A 19,252-nucleotide genomic window follows, 5' to 3' on the forward strand; every position below is an offset into this window, starting at 1 on the left:
AACTGCACGTTGGGATCACGCTCGAGGTTAGACCAGCGATCCACTCCAGCCGAACAACTGTCTTTGCGGTAGCCAACCCGCGCATATCAGACTTCGACAACGCGTCGACAACCGACACGCTCGCCACCAACCAACAGATTCATCCGGGGCCACCCGAGGCGGACGTCCCTCGACGACGGTCCTGGACGTCCGCCTCCTGCTGCCCTCTTGACAAATCTGCGTCCATATCAGTTCACGGCAGGTGTCCTGGGTTGCGCGCCTCGACGCCGAGCAACCCAACATCCGTGCGGCGCTGCAGTTCTGCCTGACCGGTCCGAGTGAGGCGAATGCTGGGAGTCGCATCGCATCGGCGCTCTACCCGTATTGGCGGGCGCGTGGGAGGCTGCGCGAGGGCATGCGGTGGCTCGCGCAACTTCTGGCGGTGGGCGGTGAGCCCGGTCCGGAGCAGGTCAAGGCGCTATACGTGCTGAGTGTGCTCTCTGGGCTGTACGGCGACCCAGAGGCGTCGGCACTGTATGTCGAACGCGGGGGCGACCTCGCGGCGCAGCTCGGCGATCGCACCGCCGAAGCGCTGATAGCCGATGCCGCCGGCCATCACACGCTGTTCACCCGGGACGCCGGAGCGGCGTGTGAACACTTCGAATCCTCGCTCGCGGTCTTCCGCGCGGACCGCAACCACTTGTACATGATCTGGTCGCTGTTCGGGCTCGCGCTGGCCAGCGGCGCGGCCGGCAACTGGTCGCGGAGCGACGAGTGTCAGCAGGAGATTCTCGAGCTCACCGGGACACGAGGCGAGTCCGTCTACCGGGGATGGGCGTCGTGGACTACGGGGATGAGGGCCCGGCAACGTGGCGAGTACTCCCGTGCGAAAGCTCTCGCCACGCAGGGGCTTCAACTCGCTCGATCGGTGGACGACCGCATCAGCGCTGCGGGGTGCATCGAGGTCCTCTCGTGGATCGCTGTGGATGAGGGAGTTCCCCGGCGCGCCGCCGAGCTGATGGGTGCTGCCGAGGCGCTCGCCCAGAGCGTCGGAAGCCCGAGCATCATCTACCCGAACCTGCACCTCGAGCATGCCCGGATCGAGCAAGAGGCCCGCCGGGCGATCGGTGACCGTGTGTTCGAGACGGCGTTCCGGCACGGACTCGAGGCGCGGTTCGAAGATGCCGCGGCGTACGCCGTCGACGAGAAGAGCGGATCCGATATCTCGGTCGAGCCGAGACCGACGAGTCTCACGCGCCGGGAACAGCAGGTAGCCGAACTTGTCGCCGAGGGTCTCACCAACCGGGCGATCGCAGGCAAGCTCGTCATTTCCCAACGCACCGCCCAGGGGCACGTCGAGCACATCCTCTCCAAACTGGGCTTCACCTCCCGCGCCCAGATCGCAGCATGGATCATCGAGCAGAGACACAGCGAGCAGGCCTGACCGCCGGTCTCCGAAGTCCCCGATCGGTGCGTGGCGAGGCCACCGAGGTCCCATGGGCGCGAAGGTGTAGGCTTGCCAACTGTCAACAGGTCGACAAACACGGCAACAACTATCAGTTGACGGTGCATCGGAAAGGCAGCAGCAAGATGACCGGCATCGACAACATGGTCCCCATGTCTCTTCGGGTCACCTCTGCGGTGATCGCGGAGCAGCTGCGGGAACGGATCCTGGACGGCAGCTTCGCACCGGGTGAGCAGATCAGCGAGTTACAGCTGGCCGCCCGCCTGAAGATGAGCCGTGGACCCGTCCGAGAGGCCGTGCAACGCCTCGCCCAGGAGGGGCTCCTGGTCAGCCACCGCAACCGCGGCGTGTTCGTCGTCGAACTCGACGTCGGCGACATCGAGGACGTCTACCGTGGCCGGCGCGCCATCGAGAAGGAAGCGGCGAGCACCGTCTACGAACGCGGGATTCCGGCCGGACTCGTGGCTCGTCTCGAAGAAATCCTACGAAACATCGCGCAGTACATGGACGCCGGCGACTGGCCGAAACTGGCCCGCGAGGATCTCCATTTCCACGAAACGATGGTCGAGGCCGCCCAAAGCCCACGGCTGAGCCGCATGTTCTCCACGCTGGCCGCCGAGACCATGCTGTGCATGTCGGCTTTCGACGAGCGGTACATTCGGCCGCCCACAGCGGTCGAGGAACACCAGCGGTTGCTCGACCGGCTGCTCGGTGGTGATCTCACCGAGATGCTGGCGGAGATCGACCGGCACATGACCCACGCGGTCGACTCGCTGACTACCGCACGCCGGGAACGGGACGGCGACGGGTCGTCGTACGCGTAGCCGCCACCGATCCGCCAGTGGATCTCCTCATCGGCTGTGATGGACGGCGGGCTGATCTGAACGGCGTTGCCGCAAACGTGGTCACGAAAGTGCGGGGCTGACTCGTGGTGCGCCCGGGGCCCCAGCAGCGGTTGCGCACGATCGCCCGCGCTGCGGATGAACGCACGACGAGTCTCCACGATCTCGGAGTGCGCAACGTCATCATCCCCCGCCAAGGCAAACCCTCAGCTGGCCGGCGAGCCGAGGAACACCGCCCAGCGTTCCGACGAACAATCAAGTGGCGCACCGGAGTCGAAGGCAGAATCAGCGCCCTCAAACGTGGATACGGCTGGGACCGCACCCGCATCGACAGCACCGAAGGCGCCCAAATCTGGGTCGGCCACGGGGTCCTGGCCCACAACCCGGTCAAGATCAGCACCCTGGCAGCGTGAAGGACGCGGATCGGGGGGCTTGCGGCCAACCCAATCCTGACCGGCCGAGAACAGCCGAATCATGCTCACTGGGGCGCCTCGTTTTTCAGGTCGAAGTAGCTAGATAGTTGCCCAACGCGACCTTGGAGATGGTGGATGCCGCGCACATGATCTTCGCCGAGGCCAGCGGAACCGTGGCAACAGGTGGTTCGGGCGGCTCGACAAGCAATTTCCCGTCGGCGGCTGACGACTGAATTCGATATCACCCGGGCGCAGAGAAGCACCCTTCACTGGTGAATGTTGCCGGCTGAGGGCCGCACCAGGTAACGGTCGCCTGGCTGCGAGCACTACGCGGGAAACCCGTCCGACTCGCCGCTGGTAGTGCTGCTCACGGACTCCAGGCGGGCCACGCAACGACCTCGCCCCGTCGTCCTTGCGGACTATCCTGGGGGAAGCGTCTCAGAGGTGGTGACGGCCGATGGCGGACGACCCGGGGGCCACACAGCGCGAGCCGGACATCGCGGTCGAGTTGGCCGTCGCAGGCTTCGACGAGGCTGAGGAGATCGGACGCGGGGGTTTCGGGATCGTCTACCGCTGCCTTCAGGAGGATCTCGACCGCACGGTGGCCGTGAAGGTACTCACCACGGACCTCGATCCCGAGAACCTCGCGCGTTTCGTGCGCGAACAGCGTGCGATGGGCCGGATGTCCGGACACCCGAACATCGTCGACCTCTACCAGGTCGGGGTCACCGGGAGGGGGCGCCCCTTCCTGGTCATGCCGTATCACTCGCACGGGTCTCTGGATGCGCTGATCCGCCGGGAAGGACCGATCGGGTGGGAGCAGGTGCTCCGGCTCGGGATCAAGATCGCCGGGGCGCTCGAGACCGCCCACCGCAGCGGCACGCTGCACCGGGACGTCAAGCCCGCGAACATCCTGCTGACCGACTACGACGAGCCGCAACTCACCGACTTCGGGATCGCGCGGATCTCGGGCGGGTTCGAGACCACGGCGGGCTCGATCACGGGCTCGCCGGCCTTCACCGCACCCGAGGTGCTCGAGGGGCGCCCCCCAACGGTCGCCTCGGACGTGTACAGCCTGGGGTCGACGATGTTCTGTGCGCTCACCGGACATGCCGCGTTCGAGCGGCACAGCGGCGAGCAGGTGATCGCCCAGTTCCTGCGGATCTCCACGCAGCCCGTCCCTGACCTGCGCGACGCCGATGTCCCCGACGACGTCTGCAACGCCGTGGAACAGGCGATGTCCCGCGCCGTGGAAGAGCGGCCGGGCAGTGCGGCCGAGTTCGGGAACGAGCTTCGTGCCACCCAGCGCCGCAACGGGATCGTCGTCGACGATCTGCATGTTCCCGCCGTGCGTGCCGGTGATCCTCGCTCCACCCCCGGCGCGGGGATGGAGCATGCCGCGCAGCGGCCTCCGCGGGTGTACCCCATGTCGTCACCACGCACCCCGCCGGTGCCGGTGACCAAATTCCGTCCGCCCACCACTACCCGGCAGTTGGTGCGCCGTGATCGGCTCCTCGCCATGTTGCGGACTGCCGGGGAGCGTCGGTTGGTCTTGGTTCACGCACCTGCGGGATTCGGGAAGAGCAGCCTCGTCGCGCAGTGGCGCGACGAACTGGTCGCCGACGGAATCACCGTCGCCTGGCTGACGGTCGACCGCGACGACAACAATGGCGCGTGGTTCCTCTCGCACCTGGTGGAGGCGATCCGGTTGGTCCGCCCGGGGGTGGTTGGCGAGCTTGGGCAGGCACTCGAGGAGCACGGGCAGGCGGTGGAGCGGTTCGTGGTGACCTCGCTGATCAACCGGCTCCACGACAGTGGGGAGCCCCTCGTGGTCGTGATCGACGACTGGCATCGGGTCACCGCCGCAGAGCCGATCGCGACGGTGGAGTTCCTGCTCGACAACGGTTGTCATCACCTGCGGATCGTGGTGGCCAGCCGCAGCCGGTCTAATCTGCCGTTGAGCCGAATGCGGGTGCACGATGAGTTGCGGGAGGTCGGTCCCGAGGATTTGAGTTTCGATTTCCCCGAATCCCGCCGCTTCTTCGGTGGTCCGGGGCAGGTCGCGCTGACCGATTCCGAGGTCGAGGAGCTGCGGGCGTCGACGGACGGCTGGGTCGCGGCGCTGCAGCTGGCGTCACTGTCGCTGAGGGAGGCCGGTGACGCGGCGGGCCTGGTCGAACAGTTCCGTGCCGGAAACGACACCCTGGGTGAGTATCTCGCCGAGAACGTGCTCGACGCCCTCGAGCCCGATGTGCTCGATTTCGTCCTCGTCACCGCGATCCCGGACCGGGTGTGCGGCGACCTGGCGTCCGCGTTGGCCGAGGTCCCCGACGGTGCGGTCCGCCTCGAGCGCGTCGTCGCCCGTGATCTGTTCCTGGACCGCACGGGCGACGACCGCCGGTGGTACCGCTATCACAACCTGTTCGCGCAGGTGCTCCGGCAGCGGCTCGAACGGGATCATCCGGGACGGATCGCGCAGTTGCACCGCACGGCGTCCGCGTGGTTCCGGGAGCGGCACATGCTCGGTGAGGCCCTCGACCACCTTCTCGCCGCCGATGACCGGCGGGGGGCGTTGGATCTGCTCGAGCACGACGACCTGTATCTACTCGATCGGTCGCAGATGTCGACGCTGCTCGGCTTGATCGCGAAGTTGCCGGCGGATCTGGTGCTGTCGAGTCCGCGACTGCAGTTGACGATCGGATGGGCGAATGCCGAGCTGCAGCGTATCGACGTCGCCGTCGAGGCTCGGCGGCACGCGCTCGAGCTGCTCGACCTCCTTGACCTCCTCACCGACGTGCGCTCGCGGATGCGGGTGGAAGCCGATGTTCTCCAAGCGAATATCGACGCCACCACGGACCGGGTCGCTGGGATCACGGACTTGGTCGCCGAATGCCTGGCCAACCCGGCGGGGCAACATCCGTTCGTGGTGTCGATGGCCGCACTGCTTGTCACTATCGCCGACACATACGAGTTCCGCTTTCGGGATGCCTATCGCCGACAGACCTGGGCAGCTCCGTACCACAGCAGAACGACTGGTCCGTACACTGTTGCCTACGGGTATTGCTTTGCCGGTATGGCGAAAGCGGAACAACTGGACCTGACCGGTGCAGCGGAGTTGTACCGCAGGGCCTTTCAACTTGTCCGCGATGCCGGAAACACGCAATCTCAGCACGCCCGGCTCACCCGTGCTCTGCTCGCCGAGATGTTGTACGAGCAGAACCGTCTCGCCGAGGCCGATGAGTTGCTCAGCGAGACGTTCGACCCGGCCGCGCTCGGTGGCGCTCCGGATTTCATGATTCGCCACTATTGTCTGCGCGCGCGAATCCTCTGTGCCCGCGGTGACCGTATCGGCGCGGCGACGGAGCTCGACGAGGGTGTCGGGACCGCAGCCCGGTTCTCGCTTCCGCGGCTGCGGGCGGCCGTCGACACCGAACGTATCCGGCTCGGTCTTCCGCCGCGCCCTGGATTCGTCGCTGTCACCMGCAACTCGCACCCGGAACCGGTCGACGGAATCGAGCAGATTACCGCGCAGCTCGAGGACGAGACGGCCATCCTGCTGCTGGTGCGCACCGGTGAGCCAACGGCGAGCCGGCTCGCCTGCCAGTGGGCGGAGGACTGGGTGGGTGCGCTCGCCGGGACCGGACGTGAACTGGCGCGGCTGTACGCCATGCGCCTGCTGGCCTCGTGTCTGTGGGCGGCCGGGCGCGCCGACGACGCCGAGGCGGCGCTGGTTCCCGTCGTGGTCGAGTGCGCCCGGCACGAACTGGTCCGATTCCTCGCGGACGGCGGCACAGACGTTGTCGCCGCCACCGCCTCTTTGCGTACCCACCTGGCAGAGCCGAAATGGGCCGACCTCTACCCCGGCCTGTCCGGCGCGTTCCTCGACACCGCGCTTGCCGCTGCCGCTGAGGTTCACTGACACCGTTTGCGCGGCAGAGGGCAGATTTCCGTTTCCTTGTTCGGAAGTCACGCATCGGCTAGCGCGAAACCGACTCCCCTTACCGTCTGCAGTGCGTGGGACGCACCGATGCTGCCGAGCTTTCGGCGCAGCGACCAGATGTGCGCGTTGAGGACGTTCGTCGTCGTCTCCTCGGCGATGCCCCACACCAACATCAGGAGGTGACGACGGGGGACGACCCTTCCTTCGCTGTCGGCCAGCACCGCCAACAGATCGAATTCGGTCGGGGTCAGGGCCGTGTGAAGGCCCAGGCGTTCGACGATGTTGCACTCCCGCTGCAGGACCAGTCCCTTGGTTCTGCCAACCGGGCGTTGTGGGGCTCGTTGCATTCTCCGGAGGATTGCCCGAGTCCAAGCGACCAGTTCTCTCGTGGTCAGGGAGGCATCGAGGACGTGATCGGCCCCCGAATCGAAGAAGGCGACGCGGTCGTCGACCGTCTCGACACTGCCGACGACGACGATGGCGGCGTTCACCCGTGTGGCCCTGAGAGCCTGCACGGTGCCGATTCCTTCCCTGCGGTGTGATTGCACTCGGATGACCACCACGCCGGGGCACAACCCGCTGGCGCGGAGTTGGTCGACGACGCCGTAATCGACGGTTGAATCGACCAGGAGAACACATGTGGGAACTCCGGCAGTGGACGATCTCATCGGCTTCCTGATCGGCTCGCCGGACCGTTCGGCCGCACACCGCCACCATTGCTCGGGGCTCGCGGCCACCGCCGGCGATCTTGCGTCCTCACGTCGTCTGCCGATACCTTTCGGCTCGCTCTCCTGCACTCTCAGCGGTTCCGACCCGCTCCCTCAGAAGCCTCAGGGCCCTCCGTTCGCTGCCCCGTCTCCGACCAGCGCCGTGGCGCCGGCCTTCCTCGCCCCCCTCTTTCCCGTGACGAAGCGGCGGAGAAGTTCGAKGGCATGCGGCTCGTTCCGCCACAGCACTTCTGGATGCCACTGCACCGCGACGAGGCGATCGGACGCGATCTCGAAGGCCTCTACGAGACCGTCGTCGGTGTAGGCGACCGCTCGCGCCGACGGCGCCAGGGTCTTGATGCCCTGATGGTGCTGACTGTTGACGGGGACGATCCCGTCGATCCCCATCCAGTCGGCGAGGAGGGTGTCCGCTTCCACCTGCACCGAGTGCAGGCTGTCGATCAGGGCTTCCTCGCTGTGCCAGTGCCCGGTGCGCCCGACCCAGTCCCGGGCCAGATCAGCATAGAGCGTGCCGCCGAGCGCGACATTGGCCAACTGCGCTCCGCGACAGATGGCGAGGATGGGAATTCCACGCGCACGAGCGATCTCGAGTGCGGCGAGTTCGTTCGTATCTCGATGGGGATTGATCTTCTGGATACGCGGGTCGTCGAGTGAGCCGCCGTACAGGGAAGGGTCGACGTCCACTCCCCCGCTGATGAGCAGACCGTCGACAGACTCGAGAATCGCGGCAAGGTCGGTTCGCGGTTTACCGCAATCGACGGCGACCGGTGCTGCGCCGGCGACGACGATGCCGCGGAACATCTCCTTCCAGTGGACGAACCCGGGCAGTTCGTCGAAGTCGAGCGTGACTGCGATGACAGGGATCTCTGTGCTCATCGACATTCCTCCTTCTGCACTGCCTGTGCAGGATCGGTTTACCCGCGACTACCCGATGTGCAGCTCAGAAGACCGACCAGCCGGCCAACCGGGCGAACTCCTCGATCGCGGCCACTCCACCGGCGGAGTTGCCGTCGGTGTCGAGCGGAGGGCTCCACACGCAGACGGTGCCTAGCCCCGGCATGATGGCGAGGACGCCACCGCCGATGCCGCTCTTGGCGGGCAGGCCGATCCGGTATGCGACGTCACCGGCCGCGCCGTACATGCCGGACATCAGCAGAACCGCGTTGACCCGGCGGACGGATCCGCTGTCGAGGACGGTCGCGTCGGCCGAGCGGTCGGCCAGGAAGAGCGCCGACTTCGCGACCGTTTCCACGGACGCGGCGATCGCACACTGGGCGAAGTACTGCGTGAGTACTCGATCTATCCCGTTGACGAGTTTGCCGTGCTCGGCGAGGACGTGCGCGATGGCCGCGTTGCGGTGGTCGGCGACAGTCTCCGAGAGCGCGACGCGACCGTCGGAGTTGATCACCGCGGTACCGGAGGTCGAGGCCAGGAGATCGATGGTGGCACCCACCGCGTCCCCGGTGAGTTCGATCAGCCGGTCGGTGACCACGAGGGCGCCCGGATTGACGAAGGGGTTGCGTGGTCTGCCGAGGTTGCGTTCGAGCTCGGCCACCGAGCCATAGCCGGAGTCGGTCGGCCCCCATCCGATGTGGTCCCACACCGCGGGGTTGCGTTGCAGGAGTGCACACAGGGCGAAGAGCTTGGAGAGGCTCTGGATCGAAAACGGTTCGGTTCCGTCCCCAGCGGTGAGCACGCAGCCGTCCACGGTCGCCACGGCCATGCCGAACTTCGTCGGTGGCACCGAGCTGAGCGCCGGTACCTGGGTCGAGACGTGCCCGGCCACCGCGGCGGCGCGGCCGTGCTCGGCAGCGATGTCGAGATACTCCTGGAGCTGATCGATGCGCGTCTCGAGTCGCGCGAGATGAACGGAGATTTCGCACCTCGGATTTCACTGGGGCACAACGGCGTAAAGAGCGAACCCTTTTTGGACGGCACGTGTGGCGATCTGGCGCCTGATACGGCAGCCGAGCCGTGCGCACAAAAACCGATCCCGTGACCAACCGGTGGCCACAGGACTGACAAGACGACACTAAACGCACTAATAGAACTAGTCAATAGACCATTTCTCTGATCGGCGGCCGGCCGGGACGCGGCGTGCGTCGCCGATGTTTCGGTCAGAAGAAAAATGTGTCTCAAACCACTTTTTCTGGTCTACTGGTCTTGTCTTTAGGCCTTTTACGGTCTTAGGCTCATCGAGCAGACAAAGCGAAAGGTAGATCCCGCATGATCGCCAACTCACACCCTCCAGAGGGCCCCTCCCCCACCGGCCCCGCCGCCGACCCCGCTCAACTCAAGCGTGGCGCGATCGGTCTTGTCGGTGTCGTCTTCATGGTGGTGGCGTTCTCGGCGCCGATCACCGCGATGACCGGCAATCTGCCCGTCGCGGTCGGATTCGGCAACGGCATCGGGGCGCCGGCGGGCTTCATCATCGCCACCGTGGTGCTGACGATCTTCAGCGTCGGATTCGTGGCGTTGGCCAAGCACATCACCGCGGCGGGCGCCTTCTACACGTTCGTCTCCCGCGGGTGGTCGAAAATTCCCGGCCTGGCAGCGGGCGTGATGTCGATGGCGACCTACATGATCATGGAAGCCGGTCTCGTCGGGATCTTCTCCGCGTTCGCCAAGCAGGCGGTCGGTTCCCAGTTCGGCCTCGATCTGCCGTGGGAGCTGTATGGATTCGGTTGTGTGGCGGTGATCGCGGTCCTGTCGCACAAGGACATCTCGGTCGCCGCCAAGGTCCTCGGTGTGGTGCTGGTCTGTGAGATCGGGATGCTGACGATCACCGCTGTTCGGTCCTTGAGCACCGGTGGACCCGACGGCATCATCTGGTCCTCCCTCAATCCCGCCAGCGCACTGAGCACGAACGGAGTTGCCGGAGGGGTAGTCGGGTTGGGCCTGTTGATGGCGTTCTGGTCCTGGGTCGGGTTCGAATCGACCGCCATCTACGGCGAGGAATCCAAGGACCCGAAGAAGATCGTCCCGCRAGCGACGATGATTGCCGTCGTCGGCATCGGCGTCTTCTATACCTTCATCTCCTGGGGCGTGGTCACCGGTAACGGTGCACATCAAGCCGTCGAACGCGCCTCCGGACCCAATCCCTTCGAGCTGCTGTATGCACCGACACGCGAGTACGTCGGCGCGTGGGGTGTGACGGTCTTCGAATGGCTCGTCCTCGGCGGGTCCTTCGCCTGCGCTCTGGCCATCCACAACTCCGCTGCGCGGTATCTGTTCGCGTTCGGCCGCGACGGGCTGCTGTGGCGCCGGCTCGGTGAGGCTCACCCGAAGCATGCCTCGCCGTGGATCGCTTCGCTCACCCAGAGCATCTTCGCCGCGCTCATCCTGGTGCTCTGCTCACTGACCAACTCCGATCCCTACGCCGTGCTCTTCGTGCTGGTCGGTGTCCTGGCGACGCTGTGCCTGCTGATCGTGCAGACGATGTGTTCGATTTCGGTCATCGTCTACTTCCACGTCCGCAAGCAGCACCCGGAAACCGCGAACTGGTGGCGCACGCTGGTGAGCCCGATCATCGGTGGCCTCGGCATGGTGTTCGTGATCTATCTGATGGCGACCAACATGAAGGCGGCAGCCGGATCGGCATCGGACTCGCTGTTCTTCAAGGCGATCCCGTGGATCGTGGTCGGTTTGTTCTTCGGCTCGATGGCACTGGCTCTGTACTGGCGCACCAAGAAGCCGCACCTGTACGCGCGGATCGGCAGCACCGTCTTCGACGACGAACCCGACCACTCCTTTCTGACCGAGCCGGCACCCGAGCCCGCCTGATCAACCACCGTGTGTGGCCCCCTCGTCGCGGCGAGGGGGCCACACACGGTCACGACCCGTACCCAGCAACCGGAAGAGGAAATGATGAAGCAGACTTCAGACTCGATGAACGTGCTCGTGACCGGCGGCAGCCAGGGCATCGGATTGGGCATCGCGGAGGTGTTCGCCGCCGCCGGTGCCCAGGTCGCGATCGCGGGCCGCAATCCCGCGAAGCTGGAGAAGGCCCGCGCACGGCTGGCCGAACTCGGCGCGACGGTCGCGACGATCGTCGCCGACGTCGCCGACCGCCGATCGTGTACACGGATGGCCGCCGAAGCCGAAGAGCTGCTCGGCGGCCTCGATGTGTTGTGCGCCAACGCCGGAATCTACCCGGAGCAGACACTCGAGCAGATCACCCCGGCCGAGCTCAACGATGTATTCGCCACCAACGTGCACGGCATGATCTTCAGCGTCCAGGCGTGCCTGGATGCGCTGACCCGATCCGGCCGCGGACGGATCGTGGTGACCTCGTCGATCACCGGACCGACCACCGGATTTCCCGGGCTGAGTCACTACGGGGCCAGCAAGGCCGCCCAGCTGGGCTTCGTGCGCTCGGCAGCGCTGGAACTCGCCGCCCGCAAGATCACCGTCAACGCCATCCTTCCCGGCAGCATCCGCACCGAAGGTCTCGATGGTCTCGGCACCGACACCATCGCCCGGATGGAATCGTGCATACCGCAGCGTCGACTGGGTGCAACGACCGACATCGGGCACGCCGCATTGTATTTCGCCAGTGAGGGCGCAGGCTTCGTGACCGGTCAGACACTGACCGTCGACGGGGGCCAGACCCTTCCGGAGGTGCCCGAGGCCGTGGTCAGCGCTTGAGCCAGGATTCGAGCGTGTGCCGGGTGCCGAGGATGTGCTCTTCCATTTGAGCGGCGGCGACCTCCGGGTCGCGGCTCTCGATGGCCTCGAGGATCGCCTCGTGATGGTCGTTCGCGTTGGGCTCGAGGCGGCCGAAGATCGCCCCCGTCGGAAGCCACATTTTGCGGCGGGCGTCGGCCACCGACTCGAGCAGATAGTCGTTTCGGCAGGCCTGGGCGATCCCCATGTGGAATGCGGAGTCGAGAGTCTGGAACTCGGTGACCCTGTGCGCGGACTGGTCCTGCATCGCGGCGTCGAGGGCGCTGTCCATGCTTTCGAGCAACGTTCGAAGCTTCGTGAGGTCGGCCGCTCGACGGCGCATCGCGGCCAGACGGGTCGCCCCTGTCTCCACCACGATCCGGTAGTCGAACGCATCGCGGACCGCTGTCTTGTTCTGACGCATCAGCCGGCGGGTCTCCGCCGGGTCGTAGGTGGGGGCTTGCACGGTGAATCCGCCGCCGCGACCGCGGCGAACCGCGATCAGGCCTTCCCGCTCGAGCACCGCCACCGCGGCCCGCACCACGGTGCGCGAGACGTCGAGCATTTCCGACAGCTCCCGCTCGGTGGGCAGCCGGTCGCCGGGGCGGAACTGACCCAGCTCGAGCGCCCGGCGCATCTGATCGACGACGAGTTCGTGTGCAGGAATCTGCCGGATCGGACCGAATCCGGATGGCGCTGCCGCGGCTGTTGTCATACGAGGCTCCTTTCCCTCGCCCCAATCTAGCGCACCACTCACCTTCATGTTATTTGCTCCAGCCTTTAGACCAAGTCTGCAACCCGGCGCCTGCGTCAGTCACGGAAATAAAAGACCTAAACACTTGACCAATCGTCCTTTATTGGTGAAACTGGGTCCATCGTGGTGACCACGGTCACGTGTTTGGAAAGGAACCCGAAGTGGGCAACAAAGTAATCGTCACAGGCGGCGCAGGAGTCATCGGACAGGCGATCTGCCGTCGGCTGCTGCAGAGCAGCTACACCCCGATCGCGGCGGATGTGAAGCAGGCGATCGACGCATTCGACCCGAATCAGGACGGACTGGAGGGCACCATCGCCGTGGCGATGGACGTCACCAGCCGCGAAAGTGTTGAGAGCGCCGTCGATTCGGTGACCTCCGGAGACGAGACGCTCGCGGGTGTCATCAACTGCGCCGGCATCCTTCGGGACTCATTCCTCGGCGAGCTCGACGAGGCCAAGCTGGAGTTGATGTTCCAGGTGAACATCGCCGGCATGGCACGCGTCATCGACGTCGCGGCACCCTTGCTGACCGAAGGCTCGGCCATCGTCAATGTAGGCAGCCTCACCGGGCACTTCGGCCGGTTCCGCGGCGCCTCGGTGTACGGCGCCACCAAGGCCGGGATTGCTGCGTACACCCGCTACCTGGCCGAGGAACTCGCCCCGCGCGGCATCCGGGTCAACAACGTCGCCCCCGGCGTCATCCGGGCCCCGATGAGCCCATCGATGGCGCGGGTCTCCGGCGGCGAAGAGGTCAGCGCCGGCTACGCGATGCTCAAGCGGATCGGTGAGCCCGAAGAAGTCGCCGAGGCTGTGGAGTTCCTCCTGTCCCCGCGCGCCTCTTTCATCACCGCCCAGACGCTGCTCGTCGACGGCGGTGTCACCGCATGGTGACCGCGAACGATCTCGCGACCGTCCCCGCCGAGATCTGGGGCGGGTCGGTCGAGGCTTGGGACGGGTCGGTCGAGGCCGCCAACGACGAGGCGTTTCGCCGCCTCAACGACGCCGACCCGTGGGTAACCGACGTCCGGCCCGCACGCGAGGTGCTCCCCGGCTACCGCGACAACCTGGTGCTCACCTCCGGCGCTCCGATGCCGTGGGAAGCCTACATCGGTGGGCAACGTGAAGCGCTGATCGGTGGCGCCATGTTCGAGGGCCTGGCCGCCGACCGCGACGAGGCGATCGCGAAGTTCGCCGACGGCAGCATCGAGATCGGCGCGTGCCACGACTACAACGCGGTCGGCTCGCTCGCCGGGATCTACACGGCGTCGATGCCGGTGTTCGTCGTCGAGAACCGGACCCACGGCAACGTCGGGTTCTGCAACTTCTACGAGGGCAAAGAACCGCGCCGGCTGAACTACGGCTGCTACGACGAGGGCGTCCACGAACGGCTCGAGCACGTCAACACGGTTCTCGCGCCCGTCGTCGGTGAGGCGATCCGCCGCCGCGGCGGCATCGCGCTCAAACCGATGATCGCCCGGGCGCTGCGAATGGGCGACGAGGTGCACAGCCGCAACGCCGCCGCCTCGATCCTGTTCAACCGGGAAATCCTGCCGTCGGTGCTGGACATGATCGAAGACTCCGTGCCCGGGGTCCGCGAGACCATGCTCCACCTCGCCGAGAACGACTACTTCTTCCTCCGCCTGTCGATGGCCGCGGCGAAGGCCTCCGCCGACGCGATGGTCGTCCCCGGCTCCACCCTCGTCTCCGCCATGGCGTTCAGCTGCCGCGGCTTCGCGATCAAACTTGCCGGCCTCGGCAACACCTGGTTCGAAGGACCGCCGCCGATCCACCAGGGCAAGCTGTTCGCCGGACACAGCGAGGACGAAATCACCTGGATGGGCGGGGAAAGCCCGATCACCGAGACCGTCGGACTCGGCGGCTTCGCGCAGGCCTGCGCCTTGTCGTTGCAGGACTATCAGGGCGGCTCCCCCGAGGTGATGATCGAACGTAACCGGGAAATGTACGAGATCACCCACGGCGAGAACAGCTCCTACCGCATCCCACTGTTCGGTTTCCGCGGCACCCCCACCGGTGTCGATGCCCGAAAGGTCCTCGACACCGCCGTCCTGCCAGTCATGGATGTCGGTCTCGCCGGTCGTGACGGTGGCCAGATCGGCGCCGGAGTGATCCGCGCACCGCGCGAGTGCTTCGCGGCGGCGCTGGACGAGCACGCCAAAAGGTATGGTCAATCATGACCGCGAGCGTGCCGGATCGGCGGTCGTTGCCGCTGACCTTCACCGGGCGGGTGGCGTTGGTGACCGGGGCCGCCTCAGGCATCGGTCGCGCCACCGCCGCCACGCTCATGGCCGCCGGCATCCGCACGATCTGCCTGGACCTGCGTGAGCCCGAGTCCTTTCCCTGGATTCCCGCCGACCTGCAGGTGCGCTGCGCCGCCGACGTCACCGACGTCGCCGCGTTGCGGGCGGTGATCACCGAAAATACCGGCCCGGAAGGGTTGAGCTACCTCGTCAACTGCGCGGGGGTTCTCGACGACACCGGATTCGCGAACGTCTCCCGCGAGTCGTGGCTGCGGTGCCTGGAAGTGAACCTCATCGGTGCCTACAACGTCATCGATGCGGCCGGGGACCTGCTGCGCAAGTCCGAGTCCGGTGGGGTGGTCAATGTGACCTCGATCGAAGGCGCCCGGGTGGTGGCGTTGAGCAACCCGGACCCCACTCCCCAGTACGCCGCGTCCAAGGCCGGGCTGGCCATGCTGACCCAGTCCGCTGCCCGGGCATTCGCCGCCGACGGGGTCCGCGTCAACAGCGTTTCGCCGGGCTTCGTTGCCACGCCGATGGCGCTGGCGGCCGCGCACGAGGACACCGACGCTCTCCCGCCGTCACTGGCTCCGCGCGTTCCGCTCGGTCGTTTCGCGCGACCGGAGGAGATCGCCGATGCCGTCGTCTTCCTGCTCAGCGATCAGGCTCGGTTCATCACCGGGTCCGATCTTCGCATCGATGGAGGATTCACTCTCACATGAGCACCCTGAAGCCAGTCTCACCCGTGGTGGCGTACGAGGCGTCACTCGGGAGAAACGCACGCGTCGGCACTTGGGAAGAACTGGCCCAAGGGACCTTCCGCACCGCCGTCGATCGGTTCCGCCGAGGGCTGTGCGACGATGCGGCCGCTCTGGTCGAGGTTACCGTCCTCGAGGCCGAGGAACTGCGCGAAATCTACGAACAGTGGCCGGACCGGGCGATCGAGTGGATGACGACACACGGCGCTTCGGCGGACGACGTCGACGCGGCGGTTCGCCGTCTCACCGATCTGATCGGTGAGACGGCGATGGCCGGCATCGAGGCGGAGTGGGGACAATTCGTCCAGGCCGTCGACGTGGCGAGCGAACAGTGCCGCCGCAACGACCCCGCAGCGCCGGGAAGCATCGAGAATGCTCGACTGGTCTGGTTGGGTATCCACGACCGGGCGGTCGACCGTATCTCCGGAACGATCGACATCGCGGTCCGCCTGATCGGTGAGTCGTCACTCGGCGACCTGTGGAATTTCCTGATGGGCGATTGGTACGACATCCATGCCCGTCGCTACTCGCTGACGAACCAGAGTTGGAACGAATCGGCGCACCAACTGATGGTCGCTATCGTCGACGGGTTCCATGCCCACCTGACCGGGGTCTCACGACAGGGTGACATCGAGTTGATCGACGAGCCCGATCGCATCGGTTTCCGATTCGCTCCGTGTGGGTCCGGCGGTCGCTCGCTCGATCCCGACATCACCGCCGACCAGCCCCGCGCCGATGCCCCCTTCGGCTTCGCCGTCACCACCGAACCCCATGACTGGGCGTGGAACAAACGCGGCATCTGCTCCTACTGCGTCCACTGCTGTCTGCTCAACGAGGTCATCCCCATCGACCGCCTCGGCTACCCGACCAGAGTCATCGACCCACCGACCTGGCCGGAGAGCCGTGCCGACGCCACCTGCACCTGGTGGGTCTACAAACACCCCTCACTCGTACCCGATGCCGTCTACCGGCGCGTCGGACGCAACCCCGAACTCCGCCCGAAGGACCACAACCATGTCTAATCACGTCTCGATGACGCAGCTCGAGGTCCCCGACTACGACCTGGGCCTGCGCGGCAAGCTCGTCAAGTCGGACAAGACGGTCAGTCCCGCGAGTCTCGCCTTCTGCACCATCATCTACGGTCTCTCGTTGACCGACGAGGTGACCGACACGCCGTTCAGCAACGCCGAGAACGGCTACCCCGACATGGCACTCGTCCCCGACGAGAGCACCCGGATCGATCTGCCGTGGCGTCCGGGGACGCAGGCGGTGATCGGAGACCATGTCGCACCCGATGGTCGCCCCTTCGAGGCGTCGCCTCGTGCGGTGCTCAAGTCGCTGATCGAGCGGTACCGCGCACTCGATCTCGAGCCCGTGCTCGGCTACGAGTACGAGGTGTGGATCTTCGAGGAGAACAAGGACTGCGAGCGCGGCGATCTGACGCGGTTCCAGCCCTTCGGGGCGACGGAGAACGCCTACAGCCTGACCCGTTCCGCGGAGATCGACCGCTTCGCCCAGCAGTTCATCGACCGGATGAACGAGATCGGCATCGAGATCGAGGCCTTCCATGCCGAACTCGGACCGGGTTTCTTCGAATTCACTCTCACCCCGCAGCCCGCGCTGCGGGCGGCGGACAACGCCGCTCGCGCACGCCAGTACCTGCGTGATCTGTGCGCCGAGCACGGACTTCGTGCGAGCTTCATGGCCAAACCGTTCGCCGACAAGTCCGGCGCCGGCGGGCATGTCCACTCGAGCCTCGCCCGCGGCGGCCAGAACGTCTTCGCGTCCGAACCCGGCAAGCTCTCCCCGGAAGGCGGCCACTATCTCGCCGGCCTGGTCAGCTCGATGCCCGACCTGGCGCTGATGTTCAACCCATTCGTCAATTCCTACAAGCGCATCGCGCCGGGAATGTTCGTTGCGGAGAAGGCAGCCTGGGGATACGACGACCGAAACGTGGCCTGCCGCGTGCTTCTCGGCGGGATCGGGTCAGCGCGCGTCGAACACCGCCGTCCCGGTGCGGATGCCAACCCCTACATCGTCGCCGATGCGTTGCTGGCCGGGGGTCTCGACGGCATCCAGCGATCCCTCGACCTGCCCCACTCCGGATCACGTGATGCCGGCGCGGTCGACCTGCCGAGCAATCTCGCTCAGGCCCTGGCGCTGTTCGAGTCGTCAGCACTTGCCGCCGATCTGCTCGGCAAGACCTTCACCCAGTCCTATGCGGCGACCCGACGGGCCGAACTCGAACGATTCGAGCAGTGGATGCACAACTCGATCACCGACTGGGAACTGTCCCGACACCTGGAGCACCAGTGAGCACACACATTCAGACCCTCGACCTCGACCAGTTCGAGGCACTCGCCTCCTCCGGGGAGATCGACACGGTCGTCTGCGCGACCCCGGACCCGTACGGGCGCCTGGTCGGCAAACGGCTGACAATCCAAGCGTTCCGGTCGCTGGGCCTGAGCGGCGACGGGATCAACGCGAGTAGTTTCATCTTCGCCGTCGACCTCGAGATGACTCCGCTCAACCTGCCGGTGTCGAACTCCGCCAACGGATGGGCCGACATCCGACTGGTTCCGGACCTGACCACCCTGCGGCGGGTGCCCTGGGAGCCGAACACAGCGCTGGTGATCTGTGACGCCTACGAGTGCGGCTCGGACACGATGCTCAGCGTGGCGCCCCGCACCATCTTGAAGCGGCAGATTGAGCGGGCCGAGCAGGAGGGGCTGGCGTTCAAGTTCGCCTCGGAGCTCGAGTTCTTCCTCGCCGCCGTCGCACCCAACGACGCCTGGCAGGCAGGGTATCAGGACCTGAAGATGCTCTCGAACTACCGATCCGACTATCAGATGATCCAGTCCGGGCGGGACGACTGGTTCATCCGCCAGATCCGAAACCTGATGCCGCAGTTTGGGATCTCGGTCGAATCATCGAAACCCGAGTGGGGTCTCGGCCAGCAGGAGATCACCCTCGACTACTGCGACACCCTCGAGATGGCCGACCGCCATGTCCTGTTCAAGTACGGGATCAAGCAGCTCGCGCACCAAGCCGACTTGACCGTGACGTTCATGGCCAAGCCGAAGATCGACGACGTCGGCTCTTCCTGTCACCTGCACGTGAGCATGTGGTCGACCGAGACGGGAAGGCCGCTGTGCTGGTCGGAGACCGCCGAGGGCGGAATGTCGGCGAAATTCGGCTCGTTCGTCGCCGGCCAGCTCGACAACGCTGTCGACATCAGCCTCCTGTTTGCCCCGACAGTCAACTCGTACAAGCGGTTTCAGCCGGACCAGTTCGCCGGATCGGCCATCGCACTCGGCGAGGACAACCGTTCGTGCGCCTTCCGTCTGGTCGGGCACGGACCGTCTTACCGGGTCGAGAACCGGATCCCCGGTGCCGATGTCAATCCCTACTACGCCTACTCGGGCACCATCGCCGCGGGGCTCGACGG

General features: G+C 66.0%; 17 protein-coding genes and 1 pseudogene. 14 read left to right on the forward strand and 4 right to left on the reverse strand.

The features are described from left to right. Positions 1–241: 241 nt before the first annotated feature. The 5 genes and pseudogenes from AC1DWT_RS41190 to AC1DWT_RS41210 all read left to right on the forward strand — a co-directional run bounded on the left by AC1DWT_RS41190 (position 242) and on the right by AC1DWT_RS41210 (position 6,618). Entirely contained in the window at positions 242–1,423 is a 1,182-nt protein-coding gene (locus AC1DWT_RS41190; protein WP_477925066.1) for a LuxR C-terminal-related transcriptional regulator, read from the forward strand. A gap of 146 nt (positions 1,424–1,569) precedes the next feature. After that, on the forward strand, positions 1,570–2,268 hold the full coding sequence (locus tag AC1DWT_RS41195; protein WP_244163618.1) for a GntR family transcriptional regulator: 699 nt from the start codon (positions 1,570–1,572) through the stop codon (positions 2,266–2,268). 173 nt (positions 2,269–2,441) lie between these two features. Beyond that, positions 2,442–2,699: pseudogene (locus tag AC1DWT_RS41200) on the forward strand (ISNCY family transposase); the annotation flags it as partial. A gap of 107 nt (positions 2,700–2,806) precedes the next feature. Beyond that, positions 2,807–2,932: a hypothetical protein gene (locus AC1DWT_RS41205; protein WP_255314954.1), complete on the forward strand. Its 126-nt coding sequence runs from the start codon at positions 2,807–2,809 to the stop codon at positions 2,930–2,932. A gap of 224 nt (positions 2,933–3,156) precedes the next feature. Beyond that, positions 3,157–6,618, forward strand: a complete 3,462-nt coding sequence (locus tag AC1DWT_RS41210) for a protein kinase domain-containing protein (RefSeq protein WP_477925069.1) — start codon at positions 3,157–3,159, stop codon at positions 6,616–6,618. A gap of 47 nt (positions 6,619–6,665) precedes the next feature. On the opposite strand, the gene AC1DWT_RS41215 is transcribed toward AC1DWT_RS41210, so the two are convergent. The 3 genes from AC1DWT_RS41215 to glsA form a co-directional block, all read right to left on the reverse strand. Then, positions 6,666–7,307: a response regulator transcription factor gene (locus AC1DWT_RS41215; protein WP_143548883.1), complete on the reverse strand. Its 642-nt coding sequence runs from the start codon at positions 7,305–7,307 to the stop codon at positions 6,666–6,668. A 162-nt stretch (positions 7,308–7,469) separates the two neighbouring features. Beyond that, positions 7,470–8,243 carry a gamma-glutamyl-gamma-aminobutyrate hydrolase family protein gene (locus AC1DWT_RS41220; RefSeq protein WP_477925072.1) on the reverse strand — a complete coding sequence of 258 codons (774 nt, stop codon included), beginning with the start codon at positions 8,241–8,243 and terminating at the stop codon, positions 7,470–7,472. A 64-nt stretch (positions 8,244–8,307) separates the two neighbouring features. Beyond that, positions 8,308–9,153 (reverse strand): glutaminase A, encoded by an 846-nt coding sequence (gene glsA, locus AC1DWT_RS41225; protein ID WP_241031500.1) that lies wholly within the window; start codon positions 9,151–9,153, stop codon positions 8,308–8,310. On the opposite strand from glsA, the gene AC1DWT_RS41230 reads away from it, so the two are divergent. The 3 genes from AC1DWT_RS41230 to fabG all read left to right on the forward strand — a co-directional run bounded on the left by AC1DWT_RS41230 (position 9,142) and on the right by fabG (position 12,014). Continuing rightward, positions 9,142–9,366, forward strand: a complete 225-nt coding sequence (locus AC1DWT_RS41230) for a hypothetical protein (protein WP_477925074.1) — start codon at positions 9,142–9,144, stop codon at positions 9,364–9,366. The genes glsA and AC1DWT_RS41230 overlap by 12 nt on opposite strands. A 227-nt stretch (positions 9,367–9,593) precedes the next feature. Beyond that, complete coding sequence (locus tag AC1DWT_RS41235) at positions 9,594–11,150, forward strand: APC family permease (RefSeq protein WP_477925076.1); 1,557 nt, start codon at positions 9,594–9,596, stop codon at positions 11,148–11,150. An 84-nt stretch (positions 11,151–11,234) separates the two neighbouring features. Continuing rightward, positions 11,235–12,014, forward strand: a complete 780-nt coding sequence (gene fabG, locus AC1DWT_RS41240) for a 3-oxoacyl-ACP reductase FabG (RefSeq protein WP_095861450.1) — start codon at positions 11,235–11,237, stop codon at positions 12,012–12,014. Here the strand turns inward: fabG and AC1DWT_RS41245 are convergent. After that, positions 12,004–12,747, reverse strand: a complete 744-nt coding sequence (locus tag AC1DWT_RS41245; protein ID WP_072937560.1) for a FadR/GntR family transcriptional regulator — start codon at positions 12,745–12,747, stop codon at positions 12,004–12,006. The genes fabG and AC1DWT_RS41245 overlap by 11 nt on opposite strands. A 200-nt stretch (positions 12,748–12,947) precedes the next feature. On the opposite strand from AC1DWT_RS41245, the gene AC1DWT_RS41250 reads away from it, so the two are divergent. The 6 genes from AC1DWT_RS41250 to AC1DWT_RS41275 all read left to right on the forward strand — a co-directional run. Continuing rightward, complete coding sequence (locus AC1DWT_RS41250; protein ID WP_095861401.1) at positions 12,948–13,679, forward strand: SDR family NAD(P)-dependent oxidoreductase; 732 nt, start codon at positions 12,948–12,950, stop codon at positions 13,677–13,679. Beyond that, positions 13,673–14,983: a YlbE family protein gene (locus AC1DWT_RS41255; protein WP_477925079.1), complete on the forward strand. Its 1,311-nt coding sequence runs from the start codon at positions 13,673–13,675 to the stop codon at positions 14,981–14,983. Before AC1DWT_RS41250 ends, AC1DWT_RS41255 begins: the two co-directional genes overlap by 7 nt. Continuing rightward, complete coding sequence (locus AC1DWT_RS41260; protein ID WP_477925081.1) at positions 14,980–15,768, forward strand: SDR family NAD(P)-dependent oxidoreductase; 789 nt, start codon at positions 14,980–14,982, stop codon at positions 15,766–15,768. Before AC1DWT_RS41255 ends, AC1DWT_RS41260 begins: the two co-directional genes overlap by 4 nt. Continuing rightward, a complete protein-coding gene (locus AC1DWT_RS41265) occupies positions 15,765–16,826 on the forward strand; it encodes a hypothetical protein (RefSeq protein WP_095861404.1) in 1,062 nt (353 codons plus the stop codon). The genes AC1DWT_RS41260 and AC1DWT_RS41265 overlap by 4 nt, the downstream gene beginning before the upstream one ends. Next, positions 16,819–18,120: a glutamine synthetase family protein gene (locus AC1DWT_RS41270; RefSeq protein WP_477925083.1), complete on the forward strand. Its 1,302-nt coding sequence runs from the start codon at positions 16,819–16,821 to the stop codon at positions 18,118–18,120. The genes AC1DWT_RS41265 and AC1DWT_RS41270 overlap by 8 nt, the downstream gene beginning before the upstream one ends. Then, on the forward strand, positions 18,117–19,252 hold a 1,136-nt coding region (locus tag AC1DWT_RS41275; RefSeq protein WP_477925085.1), incomplete at its 3' end, for a glutamine synthetase family protein. The genes AC1DWT_RS41270 and AC1DWT_RS41275, both read left to right, overlap by 4 nt.

The sequence above is a fragment of the Rhodococcus sp. P4_B6 genome (assembly GCF_056402215.1).

Bases quoted from the DNA above. Each gene is read 5' to 3' on its own strand.
- AC1DWT_RS41195 (WP_244163618.1), top strand. From the start codon at position 1,570: ATGACCGGCATCGACAACATGGTCCCCATGTCTCTTCGGGTCACCTCT.
- AC1DWT_RS41215 (WP_143548883.1), bottom strand. From the start codon at position 7,307: ATGAGATCGTCCACTGCCGGAGTTCCCACATGTGTTCTCCTGGTCGAT.
- fabG (WP_095861450.1), top strand. From the start codon at position 11,235: ATGAAGCAGACTTCAGACTCGATGAACGTGCTCGTGACCGGCGGCAGC.
- AC1DWT_RS41245 (WP_072937560.1), bottom strand. From the start codon at position 12,747: ATGACAACAGCCGCGGCAGCGCCATCCGGATTCGGTCCGATCCGGCAG.
- AC1DWT_RS41255 (WP_477925079.1), top strand. From the start codon at position 13,673: ATGGTGACCGCGAACGATCTCGCGACCGTCCCCGCCGAGATCTGGGGC.
- AC1DWT_RS41260 (WP_477925081.1), top strand. From the start codon at position 14,980: ATGACCGCGAGCGTGCCGGATCGGCGGTCGTTGCCGCTGACCTTCACC.
- AC1DWT_RS41265 (WP_095861404.1), top strand. From the start codon at position 15,765: ATGAGCACCCTGAAGCCAGTCTCACCCGTGGTGGCGTACGAGGCGTCA.
- AC1DWT_RS41270 (WP_477925083.1), top strand. From the start codon at position 16,819: ATGTCTAATCACGTCTCGATGACGCAGCTCGAGGTCCCCGACTACGAC.